Origin of the sequence: Streptococcus suis (genome assembly GCF_046032515.1) — a bacterium.
Taxonomy (GTDB): Bacteria; Bacillota; Bacilli; order Lactobacillales; family Streptococcaceae; genus Streptococcus; species Streptococcus suis_AL.
In genome coordinates, this window is record NZ_JARQPJ010000024.1 from 21,137 (window position 1) to 35,935 (window position 14,799).

Sequence of the window (14,799 nt, forward strand, 5' to 3'; positions counted from 1 at the left end):
CTTATTTCACTTCTTGTAACTTTGCCAATACGACCTCGTAAACCTCGGTCAACTCCCCGAGACCCCGACGGAAAACATCCTTATCGAGATGGTTGCCATCCGCATCCCACAAACGACAATTATCAGGAGAAAACTCATCCGCCAATAAAATTTGCCCAGAAGAGTCAATCCCAAATTCTAGTTTGAAGTCCACCAAAGTCAGCCCAATCTGAGCAAACAAGTCCTTCAAGAATTCATTGATTCGTCTTGTTTCTTCCTTGATATAGGCGATTTGGTCCTGACTAGCCAGTTCTAGAAAGGCAATGTGTTCATCGTTGATAAAAGGATCGTCCAACTCATCTTTTTTATAGTAAAATTCCACGATAGGAGTAGGTAAGGCTATCCCTTCCTCCACACCGAAGCGTTTTGAGAAAGACCCAGCTGTCACATTTCGCAAGACCACCTCAAGAGGAATAATCTCCACCTTCTTATTCAACTGCTCCGAATCCGACAAACGCTTGATAAAATGCGTTGGGACACCAGCTTCATTCAATTTTTCAAAAATCAAAGATGAAATCAGATTATTGAGCCGGCCCTTGCCCACAATCTGTTCTTTCTTACCACCATTAAAAGCTGTTGCCTGATCCTTATAAACCGCAACAATCTGGTCGCTGTCAGCCGTAGCGTAGATGTCTTTGGCTTTTCCTGAATAGAGAAGGTCTGTTTTCATGAGAATGTTCGCCTTTCGTAAAATATTCTAGTCTTTTCGTTTATTCTATCACATAACATTCGTGTAAAAAAGCATTTAACGGTATTTTGTAAAAAAATAAAGAAAAACGCCCGTAAACTACGAACGTTTTTTTACTTCTTCATAAATAAAATCAACAATATCAGATAGGACCTCAAAATGCTCAATAGCAGCATCTGGGACATCTACATGAAATTCATCCTCCAAATTAAGAACAAATTCCATGATTTCTACTGAATCTGCTGCAATATTATCTGCCAAAGTAGATTCAGGTTGAACTTGAAAATCTTCTCCCTTTTCATCCTGAATTAATTCAACAACCCGCTGATAGACCTGCTCTCTATTCATTGTCTTCCTCCACTACTGAAAATTTGGCCACTGATTTCTCCACAATACCGGCCTCCAAGATAGAACGCGTCTGCTTAATGGTATAGAAAATTGATTGAGCATCACTAGACCCGTGCGCCTTGATGACAGGTGCCTTCAGACCAAGCAAGACAGCACCGCCTGCTGTTTTATAATCCATAGCACCAAGCGCCTTTTTCAAGGTTGGTTTGACCAAAAGACCACCCAATTTAGCACGCAGACCGCCATTTTTGATAGAGCCCGTCAACTGACCAACGATGGATTTAGCCGTTCCCTCAATGGTTTTCAGGACAGCGTTTCCCGTGAAACCATCCGTCACGACCACATCTGCCACGCTGTTGAGCAACTCACGCGCCTCCACATTACCGATAAAGTTGATGGACTTGTCTTCCGCCAAGAGTTTATAGGCTTCTTGGTGAACTGGCGTGCCCTTGGTATCTTCCGTACCATTGTTCAAAAGTCCCACACGAGGTTGTTTGACACCACGCACGTGCTCCGCGTAAAATGAGCCAAGAATACCATACTGATAGAGGTGATGAGCTGTATTTTCAGCATTTGCTCCCAAGTCCATCATATCAAATCCCTTACCGTCCATAGTCGGCAAAGTAGACATAAGACCAGGACGATCGATATGCTTGATACGGCCAACCACAAAGACGCCTGCCGCCAAAAGAGCACCCGTATTTCCAGCTGACAAGACCGCATCTGCCCGACCATCCTTGACAGCCTTGGTCGCTAGGACCATCGAAGCTTCTTTCTTACGACGAATCGCCTTGACAGGCTCATCATCTGAATTGATTTTCTCCGTGGTATGAACAATGCTGACACGCTCTGTCGCTGTCAAATACTGCTTGATTTTAGCCTCATCACCATAAAGTTGAATTTCAATGTCTGGAAAGGCAGCCAAGGCTTGATTGACACCTTCGACCACTGCCTGAGGGGCGTGGTCCCCACCCATAGCATCTACTGCAATACGTTTCATTTATCTATTTCCTTCACTTTAGTCTTAGAGATATTATAGCACGATTTCAGCTTTTTTCCTATTATTGAAAATAGCAGAGCAAAACAAAAATCCCCTTTCTCTCGCAAGAAAAGGGATAACACCTTAAAATTCCATCTTCTTAAAATACTTCAAGGTAAGATAAGCTAATACCGTCGAATAAACCAAAGTAACCAAAACAGATGTTCCTAATGTTGAAAACAGGCTTGCTCCTTCATACAAGGCATTAATATTACCAGTTGGAAAGAAGCTAGCCAAACCAAATACTGCTAAAATACTTGACCCAAGTGAGTAACCAAAGGCAACTGCCATAGTCGCTCCGACCCCTGAGTACAAGGAAACACAAGCAGCCAGTAAGACACAGACCAACATATCTAGCATACCACCAAGGATACTTTGTGCAAATCCTGCATTTTCATCCGCCAGATGATCCCAGAAACTCAAGGTTGCATAGTCCAAATGACCAATACGTGTGTAGTAATAAGGTACCATCACCAATAGAAAGATTCCTGTATAAATAAGGACAATCGTCACCAGACTCAAGACCTTGGCCAAAAAGATGTCCTGACGCTTGATGTCCTTATAGAGAAACATAGTATGACTATCCGCCTCACCCTTGAAGACCGTATAGGTCAGATAGAAAAGGGCAAGAATAGGTAGAGTAAAGTCATTTGAAGACTTAAATAAACTACCAGTCAGAGCTACAAACGAATAAAGATAGCCGTCGCTTACACCAGGCACCATGAAGTTGGAACCTTTGGGCAAGAAGCTTGCAGCCAGAAAAAGAGTCGGAAAGAGGAGGGCAAAGGCAAGGAAAATCTTGGTTTCCTTCCTCTTCCAAACACTGGCAAAAACAGGTTTAAAAATTGCTAACATACTATTCACCTCGACTAAAAATTTCTTTCAAGTGGTTTTCTTTTACATGAAGCTTGCTGATCAAGTTTTGACTAGCTAGGTAGGATAGGACAGCATTGAGTTCTCCACTGCTTGCCTGAGTGGAAATCTCTAGGATATCCCCATCCAGAGTAATCGCTTCTGTCAGATAGGCTGAGAGAGCTTTCTTATCTGCTCTGCTATCAACCTCTACCAAGACGCTTGGAGCTGACTGCCCAGCAAACTCATCTGCCAACTGACCTTTTTCGATATAGACATAACGCTCACAGAGAGCCTCCAACTCGCCAAGCTGGTGACTGGAAATCAGCATAGAGATATTGCGTTCCTGTGACCAAGATTTGAGAATATCGATCAACTGTTGAACACCGACAGGGTCCAAGCCCACAAAAGGCTCATCCAAGATAAGGAAGTCTGGCTCTGCTACCATCGCGATAGCCAAGGCCGTCCGCTGTTTCATACCAAATGAGAACCCTTTTGGCTTACGGTTGCGAGCCTCCCACAAGTCTAAGAGCTTGAGAGTCTTTTCAATATTTGGAAACATCTCTGTCCTACCATGCAAGGTCAGGTAAAACTTCAAATTATCAATAACCGACATCTCTGGATAGAAAACAGGGTCAATCATAATCCCAAAATCCTTGAGCAAGTTATCTGCCGTATGAATATCCACACCATTATAGGTAATGCTTCCTGTTGTCGGCTTGAGGGATTTAGCCATCAATTTCATCAAGGTCGATTTCCCAGCACCGTTTTTACCGATAAGGCCGACGATTTCACCCTTTTTAATCTCCAAACTCACATCTTTTAATGAGTAAAAGTCATTTCCAGTAAATTGTTTTGATAGGTTCTTGATTGTAAGCATTGTTATTCTCTCTTTCTTAGGTATCTTTAATATTCAATTTTTTCAAAATTCTTGCGTGCCGAACGATAGGCCAATCCAAAATATAGCAGAATCAAACCTAGACTAATGGCAAGAGCAAGTCCAAATGGAAACTGTCCAGCCAGTTTGGTCGCATAGGTCTGTGGGAAAGTATAGCGAAAACCATTTAAAAGTGGAGCAATTTGAGCAAAAAGGTTAAAAAGTACCCCAGTCAAGACAGCCATTATGGTTGTTCGCTTGATAGATACTGCCGCTACCAGACTAAGCAAAATCAGATTTAAACCAATCATCGTCAAGATATAGAGCAAACTATAAGCAGCTTGATGAGCAGGAAGCCAGTGAAAACCATGTCGGGGAGCAATGGTAACGACATAGGTCAGACTAGCGATAAGGACTGTCCCTAAGAAATAAATCATATAGACAGCAAAGAGACTGAGCAACTTAGCATGAAGAATGCTGGATTTCTTGATATCCTTGTAAAGAAACAGGATTCCTGAACCAATCTCATCACGAAAGACCGACGATACGATAAAGCCCATGATTAAGGCAGGTAAGACCAACTGGAATTGCAACTCCAAAGCCGACACGATAAAGGAAAGCCAACTACTTGCCACATCTGTGTTGATTTGAGCTCCTATACCAGCCAAGCTAGATACTAGCAAGGGCAAGAAGACAAAGGCTAAAAGAATATTCACATCACGTCTTTTAAAAACGGATTGAAATACTGAAGGAAACAGATTCATAATTTAACTCCTTAGGACTACTACTCAATGAAAATCAAAATCAGGCTAGCTCCAAAGGTTTGGGGAACCTTTGGAGGTTGGAAATAGAGCGAACATCGTTCGTGTCTATATGGCGCAGATAGAACTCTGTTACTTTTCATATTTTCAAGTAACAGGCTGAAAAACTCCACTGGAGCTTTTCAGTCATCAAATCAAGTCAACAACGCCTGATTTTGATTTTCGAAGAGTATTGATTTGTTTTACAAGAAGAGTATACCCCCAAAGAGCAATAAAAAATGACCACTCTAATGAATGGTCGTTTATTTGTCATGAACGGTAAATATTATGTTTTAACCGTATGCGGTACATGTAGTTCTTGACGGAATCGAAAAGCCTGACTAGTCGTCACCAGTCTAATAGATGGATAGTGTGACAGGATTTTCTGCACATTGGCCAAACCAATCCCTCGCCCCTCTCCCTTACTGGATTTTCCATAAGAAAAGATAGATTTTGTCTGAATCTTCTCTTCGGTTGTGCTATTTTCGATGATAAGGATTTTTTCACCTTGGTCTTCAAAATAAGCTACAAGCAGACTCTTCTCAGCTGACAAACTGGCTGCCTCTATGGCATTGTCTAAAAAGATTGATAAGATAGTCACCATATCCAGCAATTCGATCCCTACTGGAGCGGTGCTGGCTTCTTCTATCTCAACGGTCAGCTGAATCCCCCGACTTTGAGCCTCCATCAGCTTAGCAGATAAAATACTTTTCATCGCAGTATTATCCAGATGAGCTAGATTTCCAATATCATAGGAATCTTGGTAAAATTTCTGGTCTGTCCCTGCAAGAACCGTTTGGTAAATTACCTTGATTTCTCTCACATCTTCCTGCTTGATAGCTTCATTCAGACTAACCAAGATATTGGTATAATCATGTCGAAAACTTCTAATGTCCTTATACAGGCTTTCCACATGCTGACTGTAGTCTTCTAAAGAAGATAATTGAGCATCCTTTGCTTCCTGCAATTCCTCAGTCAACAGCTCTTTTAGCTTGGTGTTGAGGAAAAAGAGACTACCGATAAAGTAAGCAAAGTAAATCTTAATAAAATCTAGATAAACCTGACTGTCCCCTATGCCAATAGCTACCGAAAAGTCCATTTCTCCTACTGATTGCCCAAAAACGAGCAACGCATGTACCACAACAACATAGAAGAGCATAGAATAAATGAGGTTCTTGAGACTCTTTTTAAACTTAGGATAGGCAAAGACCCTCTTCATGTGCTGAAAATCAATTCCCAGCAAACGGATAAAGGTTCGATAAAAAGGAACAAAAAGTAAGAGAACCACTACCACAAAGAGAACATCAAGCCATTCCAGATTCATCTGCCATAGTTGAAAGGTTGTCCACTTAAGCTGGTAAATCCCAAAGGTTCGCTGAAATAAATCAACTAAGACAAAAGGTGCCAAACCGTAGAACAAGAATTGAGACCAAGTCCAAGACCGCTGAAACACCAAGAGATAGACCAAGAAATAAAAAGGTTCAAGGTAAGGAACACTATCTGGAAAAAGGATGAATAACCCAGAAAATAGACCTGAGAAAGCAAGCGATCGCCACCATTTCAAGCTCAGCTGACTCAACTGATTAAACACTCCAAGCTTGATAAACCAGTCGATGAAGGACACTAGAAATACTAAACCAATAGCCATCATTTCCCAACCCTCTCCAGCAAACCTTTCAGTTTCATTCGAGAGACCAAGCAAGATTCCTCCTGTTCAAAATAAACCATCCGCTCCACAGCATCCACACGAAGAATATTAGCAGGATTGACCACATAAGCCCGATGGCTCTGGTACAAGCGTTCATCTGTTTTAGCAATATCTGACACCTTGCCATAAAACTCTGTATGACCTGACTTGGTTGTCAAGACGACCTTATGAGGCGTTGAAGAGGTTTCAAAATACAAAATATCTGAAAAAGGAACTTGAATCTGAGAAAACTCACTCTTGAAAACAAAAGCATCATCGCTCACAGTCTGACTGATATGACGATAAGCATGTTGGAGAACATCTGCCACCGCTTCCTTAAAGGCAAGCTCATCCAACCCCTTATCAATAAAATCAAGAGCCGACACACGGTATTTATAGGTCAAAGGCATAAATTCCGAATGCGTCGTCACAAAAACAATCACAGCATGCGGATCACGCGCCCTTATCTCCCGTGCAATCTCCATCCCTTTCTTCTCCTCACCTCTAATCTCAATATCTAGGAAAAAGAGCTGATGATTTCCAGTCTCTGTCACAGCCTCCAGTAACTGCTGAGGTTTACCAAACACTTCCAAGGTCTTGTAGGCAACGTCACTCGTTTTTACAACTTCCTCAATCGCCTGCTCCAACCTAGCTTGTTGCATAAAATCATCTTCCAAGATAAAAATCCGTAACATCTCATCCCCCATTCATGACAAAATAAAGACTGTTCATGACAGCTCCACCCCATTTTCTCTAAAATCTCCTATACTAAGATATATCAAAGAAAAGAAAGGAACCTACATGATCTATATCCTAAAACCATTCTTCTATCCAAACACGATAGAAAGGATTTTAAACCAACTTGGGCGACCCTTCCAAGTCAAACACAAGGAAGATTTTCCCGTCGCCCATCAAATTAACTACTATTTTATCATAAATACCCCTCAAAACATATTCTGGGATGGAATGAAGGTAGCAAAAACCATTCGCCAGCGAGATGACACTGGACAGCTCATCTTGATTGATGAAGAGCCTGACTACCAAGTCTGCTTCCGAAGCCACCTCTCCTTCCTAGCTGTCCTGACACCACTCCAAGCCCAAACAGAATTAAGGGAATATCTACAAAACAGCCCTCTCCATTGAGAAGGCTGTTCTTATTCTTCTGGCTTCATAATCTGCCCCCAAGAAGACAAATCATCTATAAATTTCTTGGATTTCAAGTGAATGCCCACATATTCCTCATATATTTGGTCGATAAAAATCCGTAATTTTCGCTTCATCTCAGGCTTGATGGAGATGGTTTCCAGCTCATCAAAGGAAATAGCCTGAAATTGATCAAGTAGATAGGGAACATTGGGTTCCAGATAAGCCCGTCGCTCATCTTGTTGATAGTGTTGCGGACACAAGACACCGCTGTACTTGTAGGAATAGTCAAAAGGCAAGCCAACCCGATGACAGAAAGCACACTCGTGAAAATTCAGACTGATCCCAAATCGTCCCAAGAGCTGAATTTCAAAGATATTGGTCAAAATTTCATAGTCCAAACCCGACTCCATCAAGTCCAAGGTCTTGACCAAAAATACAAAGAGGGCTGGGTCATAAACCTTATCCTGCAAGGCCGCATCTGCCAAGGCCAAGATATAGGTAGCATAGCTGAGCTTGAAAATATCACCGTTAATAGCCTTAAAAGGTTGCACCTGATGAAAATCTTCGATATAAGATAGACCGTCATCATTGATTTTAACGATAAAATCCGCATAGGTCAAAGGCTGTATAGAAGCTACCAGCTTGGACTTAGAGGCATGTTTCACGAAAAACATTCGCTTGCCAGCCTTCTCCGTAAAAATCTTGACTAGCTTGTCATCTTCCCGAAAATTCCGATTGTAAAGGACTAATCCCCTGGTTTCAATTCGTTCCATTTTCTTCCAGATATTCCTTCAAACGAGCCATGGCTGTTTGAATCTTCTCCATACTAGCCGCATAGGAAATTCGCACATAGCCTTCTCCATATTGACCAAAGGCCGCACCTGGAATAAAGGCCACCGCTTTCTTTCTCGCAAAGTCTTGCAAGAAGCTAAAAGAATCTTGATTGTAACCCGCAGGGATTTTTGCAAAGATGTAAAAAGCTCCATCAGGCTTGATAATTTTAAAGCCTAAATCTGTCATCTTCTCGATGATGTAATCCCTACGCTTGACATACTCCGCCCGCATCGGAAGAGCATCATCCTTACCATTTTTCAGGGCCTCAACTGCACCATACTGCATAGCAGTTGACGCCGCTGTCACAAGATACTGATGGCTCTTAATAATTTGAGCGATGATGGGAGCTTGACTCATAATCAAGCCAATCCGCCAACCTGTCATGGCATGGGACTTGGACAAGCCCTGAATCAAAATGGTCTGTTCTGGCAAAAACTCCGCAATCGAAGTATGAGGCTGACCAGTATAAGTCAACTCCGCATAGACCTCATCCGACAGGACAAAGACAGGATATTTACGCAAGACATCCGCAAAGGCCTGAATCTGCTCACGTGAGTAGGTCACACCCGTTGGATTGGCAGGATAGTTGAGAATGACAGCTTTTAGCTTATCCCCCTGCTCAATAATCGCCTCTTCCAACATCTCAGGTGTCAACACAAAATCATTAGCTGTCGTATCAATTTCAACGATGTCTGCACCCACCATATTGACAATCGGTTCATAACCAGGATAGGCAGGGGCAGGTAGAAGTACCGTATCTCCAGCTTCCAAAATAGCAACTAAGCTTGCTGATAGAGCTTCTGTCGCACCGATTGTAGAGAGGATTTCATTTTCTGGATTGTAGTGCAAATTATATTTTTCAGCCACAAACTCTGCTGCCGCTTGGCGCAACTCCAAAAGACCAGCCATACCAGTATAATAACTCTGGTTAGCATCGATAGCAGCCTTAGCCGCTTCTTTAACATGGTCAGGCGTTGTAAAATCAGGTTCTCCCAAGGTCAGTTTCAAAATCCCTGGAACATCCGAAATAGACTGATCAAACTGACGAATCATCGAAACCTCAATCCGATTCAAATTCTTATTAAAACGATTTAATAAATCCATTCTGCCACCTCAAAAACATATAAAACTATTATAATACATTTTGAAAATAAATGTAAAAAAGAAGAGTCATTTGACTCTCCTCATACTTATTTAACACGACTTGCCTCAAACAAAGGCGACAAGGGACGTTTTTCATGAATACGAATAATCGCTTCCGCTAATAATTCTGCCGTTGAAATATGTTCGATTTTATCGATTAAGCGTTCTTCTGCAATTTCAATTGTATCAAGAACAACCAATTTCTTAATTGCTGACTTACTAATGTTATCCATAGCAGGCCCTGACAATACTGGGTGCGTACATGAAGCATAAACAGCCGTTGCCCCTGCATCTGCCAAAGCATCCGCTGCATGACAGATGGTACCCGCAGTATCAATCATATCATCAATCAAGATACAAGTTTTATCCTTAATATCGCCAATAATGTTCATCACTTCTGATGTATTCATCTTATCAACACTACGACGTTTATCAATAATAGCAATCGGTGTCTTCAAGAACTGTGCTAACTTACGGGCACGTGTCACACCACCATGGTCAGGTGATACAACAACATAGCCATCACCTACCATACCACGACGCTCAAAATAATCCGCAATCAATGGAGCACCCATCAAATGATCAACAGGAATATCGAAGAATCCCTGAATCTGCGCAGCATGCAAATCAATTGTCAACAAACGATTGACACCCGCTGTCTGCAACATATTAGCTACCAATTTTGATGTAATTGGTTCCCGTGCACGAGCCTTCCGGTCTTGGCGTGCATAACCATAATAAGGCATTACTACGTTTACTGATTCAGCAGATGCACGTTTAAGAGCATCAACCATAATCAAAATTTCCATTAAATTATCATTAACTGGTGAGCTAGTGGATTGAAGAATATACACATGAGTTCCACGAATGGATTCCTCAATATTTACCTGAATCTCACCATCTGAAAATTGACGAACACTTGATTTTCCCAGAGGAATTCCTATTTTTTTCGACACCTGTTCAGCTAACTTCTGATTTGACGAAAGAGCGAACAATTTTAAGTCAGTAAACGCCATGACAGCCTCCTATATATTTCTACCTTTACTATTTTAACCCTTTTTCCTTCATTTTTCAAACAAAAATAGAGCGCAAATCTACACGCTCTATTTGAAAATTTCTTAATATGGAGGGTAAATATAGTAAACTGCTCCCTCAGAAGTCGTTGTAGGATTAAACCAACCACGGTGGTTACCAATATAACGACGACCCATATAGTTTGATTCAGAAACCTGAATATTTGTAGAACTTTCAACTGCTGTTACAAGTGCGACGTGACCATAAGCACCGCCTACCCAAACAGCAACTGCGCCAACTTGAGGTGTTGTACCAACGCTAAAACCTTCAGCACGTGCTGATGCTAACCACTGTTTAGCATCTCCCCAGTAAGGACCAACCCATGAAAGTTGAGATTTAACTCCCCAAGTACACTCACCAATTGGGTAAGATGAAGCGTCATAACGCGCATTATTTGCTGCCGCTGAACTACCTGAACCTGATGATGTAGACGTTGTAGGTGTGCTTACCGTTGGTGTAGATTGTGATACTGTCGCAACCGTTTCAGTCACTGTAGTTTCTACTGGCGTTGACACGACTGGTGCTGATACTGAGGCTACTTGTTGCTGTGCTAGAGCTGCCTGTTGTGCTTGATACTCCGCTTGACGAGCTGCCGCTTGACGAGCTGCTTCTTCTGCAGCCGCCTTTTGCGCCAACAATGAATTTTTCTCATCTTCAGCAGTAGCTTTCTGCACAGCCAAATTTAACTTAGCAGCTTCCAATTCAGCCTGACGCACTTGCAATACTTGAGCGTCATCTTCCAATTTTTGGCGATTAGCTGCCAAAGTAGTGATTGCCTCTTGGTTTGCCTTTTGTTTTTCAACAATTGCTTCCTTATCAGCTTTTTGTTGTTCCAACATACGGTTATTAGCTGAAACAATCTCACGCATTGCATTAACACGAGAAACAGCATCAACGATTGATTTTGAATCTAAAATTGTATTAATATAGCTTGAAGCAGAGCCATCAACTTGAGCACTACGCGCCTGCTCCTTTAAAGCACCATCACGTGACACAATATCAGCTGACAAACGCTCAATATCTGCCGCCAATGTCTGCGATTCTGCTTCCAAACGAGTATTTTCTTCTGTTAATTTCGCCTGTTCACTAACAATTGCATCAACTTGTCCTTGAATAGCATCAACTTGTTGTTGAGCTTCAGCTTGTTGTGCTGTCAACTCACTAATCTGTTGATTTTTTGCTGCAATCTGACTATCTACATCATTCGCACTAATCACAGCTACATAATTAGCATTAGATAGAACGACTGTACTTAACATAATTGTAGCCAAGATTTTTTTCTTCATATCCGAACATAACTCCTCTATACTTTCTGACTCTCTCATTTTATCAAAAAAATTGCGTAAGTATATTACGCAATTATTACATTTCTATGTCTTGTTTGTTATTCCAAATAAACGCTCAAATAACGGCTGTAGTACGAAAAATAAGGCCAAATTGAATAGTAAACTTGGAAGTAATTTATTAAAAACAAAGATAAACACAGACAAGTTTGTTATATGAAAAATACGAGCAAATGAATAACTAATAAATTCAAATTGAAAAATAGCTACTAGTAAAATCAGAATATTAATTCCTCGCTTGCTGACTGCACTTTGGAAGAAGAAATAGATGCAATACAAAACTAAAGGAAGGGTTGTAGTAGCAATACCAATCAGATTAAGATAACTAATATCATATACCAAACCTAGCAAAGTAAATATGAATAATGAAAAACCAAGAGACACATAGTTAGCATAAAAAATAGCTAACATAAGTACCAAATGACTTGAAATAGTAAATAATCCAACCAACCAATTTGTTACCAACGTTGAAATCTGTCCATCAAGTAATAAAATAAAGAACAAGATGGGAAACATGAATATTTCTATCATTTTATTGCGCATTTGTTTGACCTACCACTAAAACCGAATAAATGTTTGAAAAACTAGCTGTCGGCTCTACATATACTTCTCTATTTAAACTGTTACTATTTGATTTAACCGATAAAACTTTACCAATTTGGATATTTGCCGAAGTCGCACCAGCCAAATCACTCGTTACAACATTGCTACCCACTGCAATTTCATCAGCTGAGTTCAACTGATTAATGATAAAACTATTTGTATCTGCATCATAGCCCGATAAAATACCATAAATTTCTTTAGAATCAACAGAAATTTTCACAGGCAACTTCGTGAATTCATCCGAATTCGTAAATAAGGTAACAACCGCCGAATCTGAACTCAATGAACTCACGATTCCAACTAATCCACCATTAGCAACCACAAGTGCATTAGATGTCACACCACTAGTCTCACCAATATTAATTGAAATATGCTCCGACCACGATGAAGGAGTCCTCACCAAAACTGATCCCGGAATAAGTTGTTTTTCAGGAAAATCAGATACCACACCTAAACTGCTACGAAGCGATGCATTCTCTTCTTTCAAGCTAGTATTTTCAGCAGCCATCCCTTCCAGGCTCATAATAGCTTCCTTTAATTGTTTATTTTCCTCGTAAGCGTTCATCAAATCTGTCAAGACATCTTTCTGCTCAGAAAAAAATCTAGTAGGCACTGAAATAACCGATTGAATTGGCGTTACAACAACCCTAACGATATTATTTAAATATGGTACCTGTAACCCCTTAGAGAAAGTCACAAATAAAAGAGAAAATGACAGTAATAAAAAGATAGAAACAACTACTACTAATTTTGAAAATTTATTCATAATAGACCCTCACCAAGATACAATAAAACGAGAATATCAAGCGATAATCTCGTTCACTACGGAGAATAAGGGATTCGAACCCTTGCGCCAGTTACCCGACCTAACGATTTAGCAAACCGTCCTCTTCAGCCTCTTGAGTAATTCTCCATCAATATAATATGGGCACGAGTGGAATCGAACCACCGACCTCACGCTTATCAGGCGTGCGCTCTAACCATCTGAGCTACGCGCCCAAGATAATAAACTTGGACAAAGTTAAATTAATGGCGCGAGACGGAATCGAACCGCCGACACATGGAGCTTCAATCCATTGCTCTACCAACTGAGCTACCGAGCCAAATTCTTAAAGAAATTGCGGGAGCAGGATTTGAACCTACGACCTTCGGGTTATGAGCCCGACGAGCTACCTAGCTGCTCCATCCCGCGGTAGTAGAAAAGGAGGATGTGGGATTCGAACCCACGCACGCTTTTACACGCCTGACGGTTTTCAAGACCGTTCCCTTCAGCCGGACTTGGGTAATCCTCCAATATATGGACCTTGTAGGACTTGAACCTACGACCGCTCGGTTATGAGCCGAGAGCTCTAACCAGCTGAGCTAAAGGTCCAGCAAACAAGAATATATAGCGGCGAAGGGGATCGAACCCCCGACCTCCCGGGTATGAACCGGACGCTCTAGCCAGCTGAGCTACACCGCCAAAATAATATAATCGGGAAGACAGGATTCGAACCTGCGACACCTTGGTCCCAAACCAAGTACTCTACCAAGCTGAGCTACTTCCCGATACTATTAAAAATAAAGCTCCCCTAACGTCTCCATTAAGCGAGTGATGCACCCTAGAGGAGTCGAACCTCTAACCGCCTGATTCGTAGTCAGGTACTCTATCCAGTTGAGCTAAGGGTGCTAACTATTATAATCTTCATGCCGAGGACCGGAATCGAACCGGTACGATGTTGCCATCGCAGGATTTTAAGTCCTGTGCGTCTGCCAGTTCCGCCACCCCGGCCTCTCAAAGCGAACGACGGGATTCGAACCCGCGACCCCCACCTTGGCAAGGTGGTGTTCTACCACTGAACTACGTTCGCAATCTTTCCTAATGCCGGCTACATGACTTGAACACGCGACCCTCTGATTACAAATCAGATGCTCTACCAACTGAGCTAAGCCGGCTAAATTATATTTCTTCTATGCGGGTTAAGGGACTTGAACCCCCACGCTCGAAAGCGCCAGATCCTAAATCTGGTGCGTCTGCCAATTCCGCCAAACCCGCATATGACTCGTGCTGGGCTCGAACCAGCGACCCATTGATTAAAAGTCAATTGCTCTACCAACTGAGCTAACGAGTCGAAAATATGAAGCAAACTCCGTTTGCTCTATCTCCAACTTCAAATAGTCTCCCAGACTATTTGAACGGTCCCGACGGGAATCGAACCCGCGATCTTCGCCGTGACAGGGCGACGTGATAACCGCTACACTACGGGACCTATGGGAGTTAACGGGATCGAACCGCTGACCCTCTGCTTGTAAGGCAGATGCTCTCCCAGCTGAGCTAAACTCCCAA

General features: G+C 41.8%; 15 protein-coding genes and 16 tRNA genes. 1 reads left to right on the plus strand and 30 read right to left on the minus strand.

Annotation, left to right across the window (positions count from 1 at the left end; all coding sequences use genetic code 11):
• Nucleotide 1: 1 nt before the first annotated feature.
• From purC to P7J49_RS09720, 8 genes are all read right to left on the minus strand, one after another.
• Nucleotides 2-709 (minus strand): phosphoribosylaminoimidazolesuccinocarboxamide synthase, encoded by a 708-nt coding sequence (purC, locus tag P7J49_RS09685; RefSeq protein WP_024387993.1) that lies wholly within the window; start codon nt 707-709, stop codon nt 2-4.
• Between the two features lie 117 nt (nt 710-826).
• A complete protein-coding gene (locus P7J49_RS09690; RefSeq protein ID WP_105153218.1) occupies nt 827-1,075 on the minus strand; it encodes a phosphopantetheine-binding protein in 249 nt (82 codons plus the stop codon).
• Nucleotides 1,068-2,075, minus strand: coding sequence for a phosphate acyltransferase PlsX (gene plsX, locus P7J49_RS09695; protein WP_408570562.1), 1,008 nt, complete (start codon nt 2,073-2,075; stop codon nt 1,068-1,070). The genes P7J49_RS09690 and plsX overlap by 8 nt, the downstream gene beginning before the upstream one ends.
• A 123-nt stretch (nt 2,076-2,198) precedes the next feature.
• On the minus strand, nt 2,199-2,969 hold the full coding sequence (locus tag P7J49_RS09700; protein WP_408570563.1) for a hypothetical protein: 771 nt from the start codon (nt 2,967-2,969) through the stop codon (nt 2,199-2,201).
• 1 nt (nt 2,970) lies between these two features.
• Nucleotides 2,971-3,846 (minus strand): ABC transporter ATP-binding protein, encoded by an 876-nt coding sequence (locus P7J49_RS09705; protein ID WP_408570564.1) that lies wholly within the window; start codon nt 3,844-3,846, stop codon nt 2,971-2,973.
• 26 nt (nt 3,847-3,872) lie between these two features.
• The gene (locus P7J49_RS09710) at nt 3,873-4,607 is read right to left on the minus strand and encodes a hypothetical protein (protein ID WP_408570565.1); all 735 of its coding nucleotides are present in this window, start codon (nt 4,605-4,607) and stop codon (nt 3,873-3,875) included.
• Between the two features lie 322 nt (nt 4,608-4,929).
• The gene (locus P7J49_RS09715; protein WP_408570566.1) at nt 4,930-6,294 is read right to left on the minus strand and encodes a sensor histidine kinase; all 1,365 of its coding nucleotides are present in this window, start codon (nt 6,292-6,294) and stop codon (nt 4,930-4,932) included.
• Nucleotides 6,291-7,025, minus strand: coding sequence for a response regulator transcription factor (locus P7J49_RS09720; protein WP_408570567.1), 735 nt, complete (start codon nt 7,023-7,025; stop codon nt 6,291-6,293). The genes P7J49_RS09715 and P7J49_RS09720 overlap by 4 nt, the downstream gene beginning before the upstream one ends.
• 106 nt (nt 7,026-7,131) lie before the next feature.
• On the opposite strand from P7J49_RS09720, the gene P7J49_RS09725 reads away from it, so the two are divergent.
• Nucleotides 7,132-7,473, plus strand: a complete 342-nt coding sequence (locus P7J49_RS09725; RefSeq protein WP_029186663.1) for a hypothetical protein — start codon at nt 7,132-7,134, stop codon at nt 7,471-7,473.
• A gap of 11 nt (nt 7,474-7,484) precedes the next feature.
• On the opposite strand, the gene recO is transcribed toward P7J49_RS09725, so the two are convergent.
• The 22 genes from recO to P7J49_RS09835 form a co-directional block, all read right to left on the minus strand.
• On the minus strand, nt 7,485-8,249 hold the full coding sequence (recO, locus tag P7J49_RS09730; RefSeq protein WP_408570568.1) for a DNA repair protein RecO: 765 nt from the start codon (nt 8,247-8,249) through the stop codon (nt 7,485-7,487).
• Entirely contained in the window at nt 8,236-9,414 is a 1,179-nt protein-coding gene (locus P7J49_RS09735) for a pyridoxal phosphate-dependent aminotransferase (protein ID WP_023368972.1), read from the minus strand. Before P7J49_RS09735 ends, recO begins: the two co-directional genes overlap by 14 nt.
• Before the next feature lie 86 nt (nt 9,415-9,500).
• Nucleotides 9,501-10,469 carry a ribose-phosphate diphosphokinase gene (locus P7J49_RS09740; protein ID WP_029186665.1) on the minus strand — a complete coding sequence of 323 codons (969 nt, stop codon included), beginning with the start codon at nt 10,467-10,469 and terminating at the stop codon, nt 9,501-9,503.
• 102 nt (nt 10,470-10,571) lie between these two features.
• Nucleotides 10,572-11,813: a peptidoglycan hydrolase PcsB gene (gene pcsB, locus P7J49_RS09745; RefSeq protein ID WP_408570569.1), complete on the minus strand. Its 1,242-nt coding sequence runs from the start codon at nt 11,811-11,813 to the stop codon at nt 10,572-10,574.
• Between the two features lie 84 nt (nt 11,814-11,897).
• Nucleotides 11,898-12,413 carry a rod shape-determining protein MreD gene (gene mreD / locus P7J49_RS09750; RefSeq protein WP_029186667.1) on the minus strand — a complete coding sequence of 172 codons (516 nt, stop codon included), beginning with the start codon at nt 12,411-12,413 and terminating at the stop codon, nt 11,898-11,900.
• Nucleotides 12,403-13,239: a rod shape-determining protein MreC gene (gene mreC / locus P7J49_RS09755; protein ID WP_024419582.1), complete on the minus strand. Its 837-nt coding sequence runs from the start codon at nt 13,237-13,239 to the stop codon at nt 12,403-12,405. The genes mreD and mreC overlap by 11 nt, the downstream gene beginning before the upstream one ends.
• Before the next feature lie 59 nt (nt 13,240-13,298).
• A tRNA-Ser gene (locus tag P7J49_RS09760) sits at nt 13,299-13,386 on the minus strand.
• Nucleotides 13,387-13,398: 12 nt separating this feature from the next.
• Nucleotides 13,399-13,472: transfer RNA gene (locus P7J49_RS09765), tRNA-Ile, on the minus strand.
• A gap of 31 nt (nt 13,473-13,503) precedes the next feature.
• Nucleotides 13,504-13,576, minus strand: a tRNA-Phe gene (locus P7J49_RS09770).
• 15 nt (nt 13,577-13,591) lie between these two features.
• Nucleotides 13,592-13,665, minus strand: a tRNA-Met gene (locus tag P7J49_RS09775).
• Between the two features lie 10 nt (nt 13,666-13,675).
• A tRNA-Ser gene (locus tag P7J49_RS09780) sits at nt 13,676-13,765 on the minus strand.
• Between the two features lie 6 nt (nt 13,766-13,771).
• Nucleotides 13,772-13,845: transfer RNA gene (locus P7J49_RS09785), tRNA-Ile, on the minus strand.
• A gap of 16 nt (nt 13,846-13,861) precedes the next feature.
• Nucleotides 13,862-13,935 (minus strand) — tRNA-Met (locus P7J49_RS09790).
• Between the two features lie 12 nt (nt 13,936-13,947).
• Nucleotides 13,948-14,021 (minus strand) — tRNA-Pro (locus P7J49_RS09795).
• A gap of 47 nt (nt 14,022-14,068) precedes the next feature.
• A tRNA-Arg gene (locus P7J49_RS09800) sits at nt 14,069-14,142 on the minus strand.
• An 18-nt stretch (nt 14,143-14,160) separates the two neighbouring features.
• Nucleotides 14,161-14,244 (minus strand) — tRNA-Leu (locus P7J49_RS09805).
• A gap of 7 nt (nt 14,245-14,251) precedes the next feature.
• Nucleotides 14,252-14,323: transfer RNA gene (locus P7J49_RS09810), tRNA-Gly, on the minus strand.
• A gap of 12 nt (nt 14,324-14,335) precedes the next feature.
• Nucleotides 14,336-14,408, minus strand: a tRNA-Thr gene (locus P7J49_RS09815).
• 18 nt (nt 14,409-14,426) lie between these two features.
• Nucleotides 14,427-14,508 (minus strand) — tRNA-Leu (locus P7J49_RS09820).
• A 3-nt stretch (nt 14,509-14,511) separates the two neighbouring features.
• A tRNA-Lys gene (locus P7J49_RS09825) sits at nt 14,512-14,584 on the minus strand.
• A 65-nt stretch (nt 14,585-14,649) separates the two neighbouring features.
• Nucleotides 14,650-14,722 (minus strand) — tRNA-Asp (locus P7J49_RS09830).
• A 2-nt stretch (nt 14,723-14,724) separates the two neighbouring features.
• Nucleotides 14,725-14,797, minus strand: a tRNA-Val gene (locus tag P7J49_RS09835).
• Between the last annotated feature and the right edge of the window lie 2 nt (nt 14,798-14,799).

What these genes read in the sequence shown, in the direction of transcription:
- pcsB (WP_408570569.1), bottom strand. Translation starts at nt 11,813, where the DNA reads ATGAAGAAAAAAATCTTGGCTACAATTATGTTAAGTACAGTCGTTCTA.
- recO (WP_408570568.1), bottom strand. Translation starts at nt 8,249, where the DNA reads ATGGAACGAATTGAAACCAGGGGATTAGTCCTTTACAATCGGAATTTT.
- P7J49_RS09715 (WP_408570566.1), bottom strand. Translation starts at nt 6,294, where the DNA reads ATGATGGCTATTGGTTTAGTATTTCTAGTGTCCTTCATCGACTGGTTT.
- P7J49_RS09705 (WP_408570564.1), bottom strand. Translation starts at nt 3,846, where the DNA reads ATGCTTACAATCAAGAACCTATCAAAACAATTTACTGGAAATGACTTT.
- mreD (WP_029186667.1), bottom strand. Translation starts at nt 12,413, where the DNA reads ATGCGCAATAAAATGATAGAAATATTCATGTTTCCCATCTTGTTCTTT.
- P7J49_RS09710 (WP_408570565.1), bottom strand. Translation starts at nt 4,607, where the DNA reads ATGAATCTGTTTCCTTCAGTATTTCAATCCGTTTTTAAAAGACGTGAT.
- mreC (WP_024419582.1), bottom strand. Translation starts at nt 13,239, where the DNA reads ATGAATAAATTTTCAAAATTAGTAGTAGTTGTTTCTATCTTTTTATTA.
- P7J49_RS09700 (WP_408570563.1), bottom strand. Translation starts at nt 2,969, where the DNA reads ATGTTAGCAATTTTTAAACCTGTTTTTGCCAGTGTTTGGAAGAGGAAG.
- P7J49_RS09735 (WP_023368972.1), bottom strand. Translation starts at nt 9,414, where the DNA reads ATGGATTTATTAAATCGTTTTAATAAGAATTTGAATCGGATTGAGGTT.
- P7J49_RS09690 (WP_105153218.1), bottom strand. Translation starts at nt 1,075, where the DNA reads ATGAATAGAGAGCAGGTCTATCAGCGGGTTGTTGAATTAATTCAGGAT.
- plsX (WP_408570562.1), bottom strand. Translation starts at nt 2,075, where the DNA reads ATGAAACGTATTGCAGTAGATGCTATGGGTGGGGACCACGCCCCTCAG.
- P7J49_RS09725 (WP_029186663.1), top strand. Translation starts at nt 7,132, where the DNA reads ATGATCTATATCCTAAAACCATTCTTCTATCCAAACACGATAGAAAGG.
- purC (WP_024387993.1), bottom strand. Translation starts at nt 709, where the DNA reads ATGAAAACAGACCTTCTCTATTCAGGAAAAGCCAAAGACATCTACGCT.
- P7J49_RS09740 (WP_029186665.1), bottom strand. Translation starts at nt 10,469, where the DNA reads ATGGCGTTTACTGACTTAAAATTGTTCGCTCTTTCGTCAAATCAGAAG.
- P7J49_RS09720 (WP_408570567.1), bottom strand. Translation starts at nt 7,025, where the DNA reads ATGTTACGGATTTTTATCTTGGAAGATGATTTTATGCAACAAGCTAGG.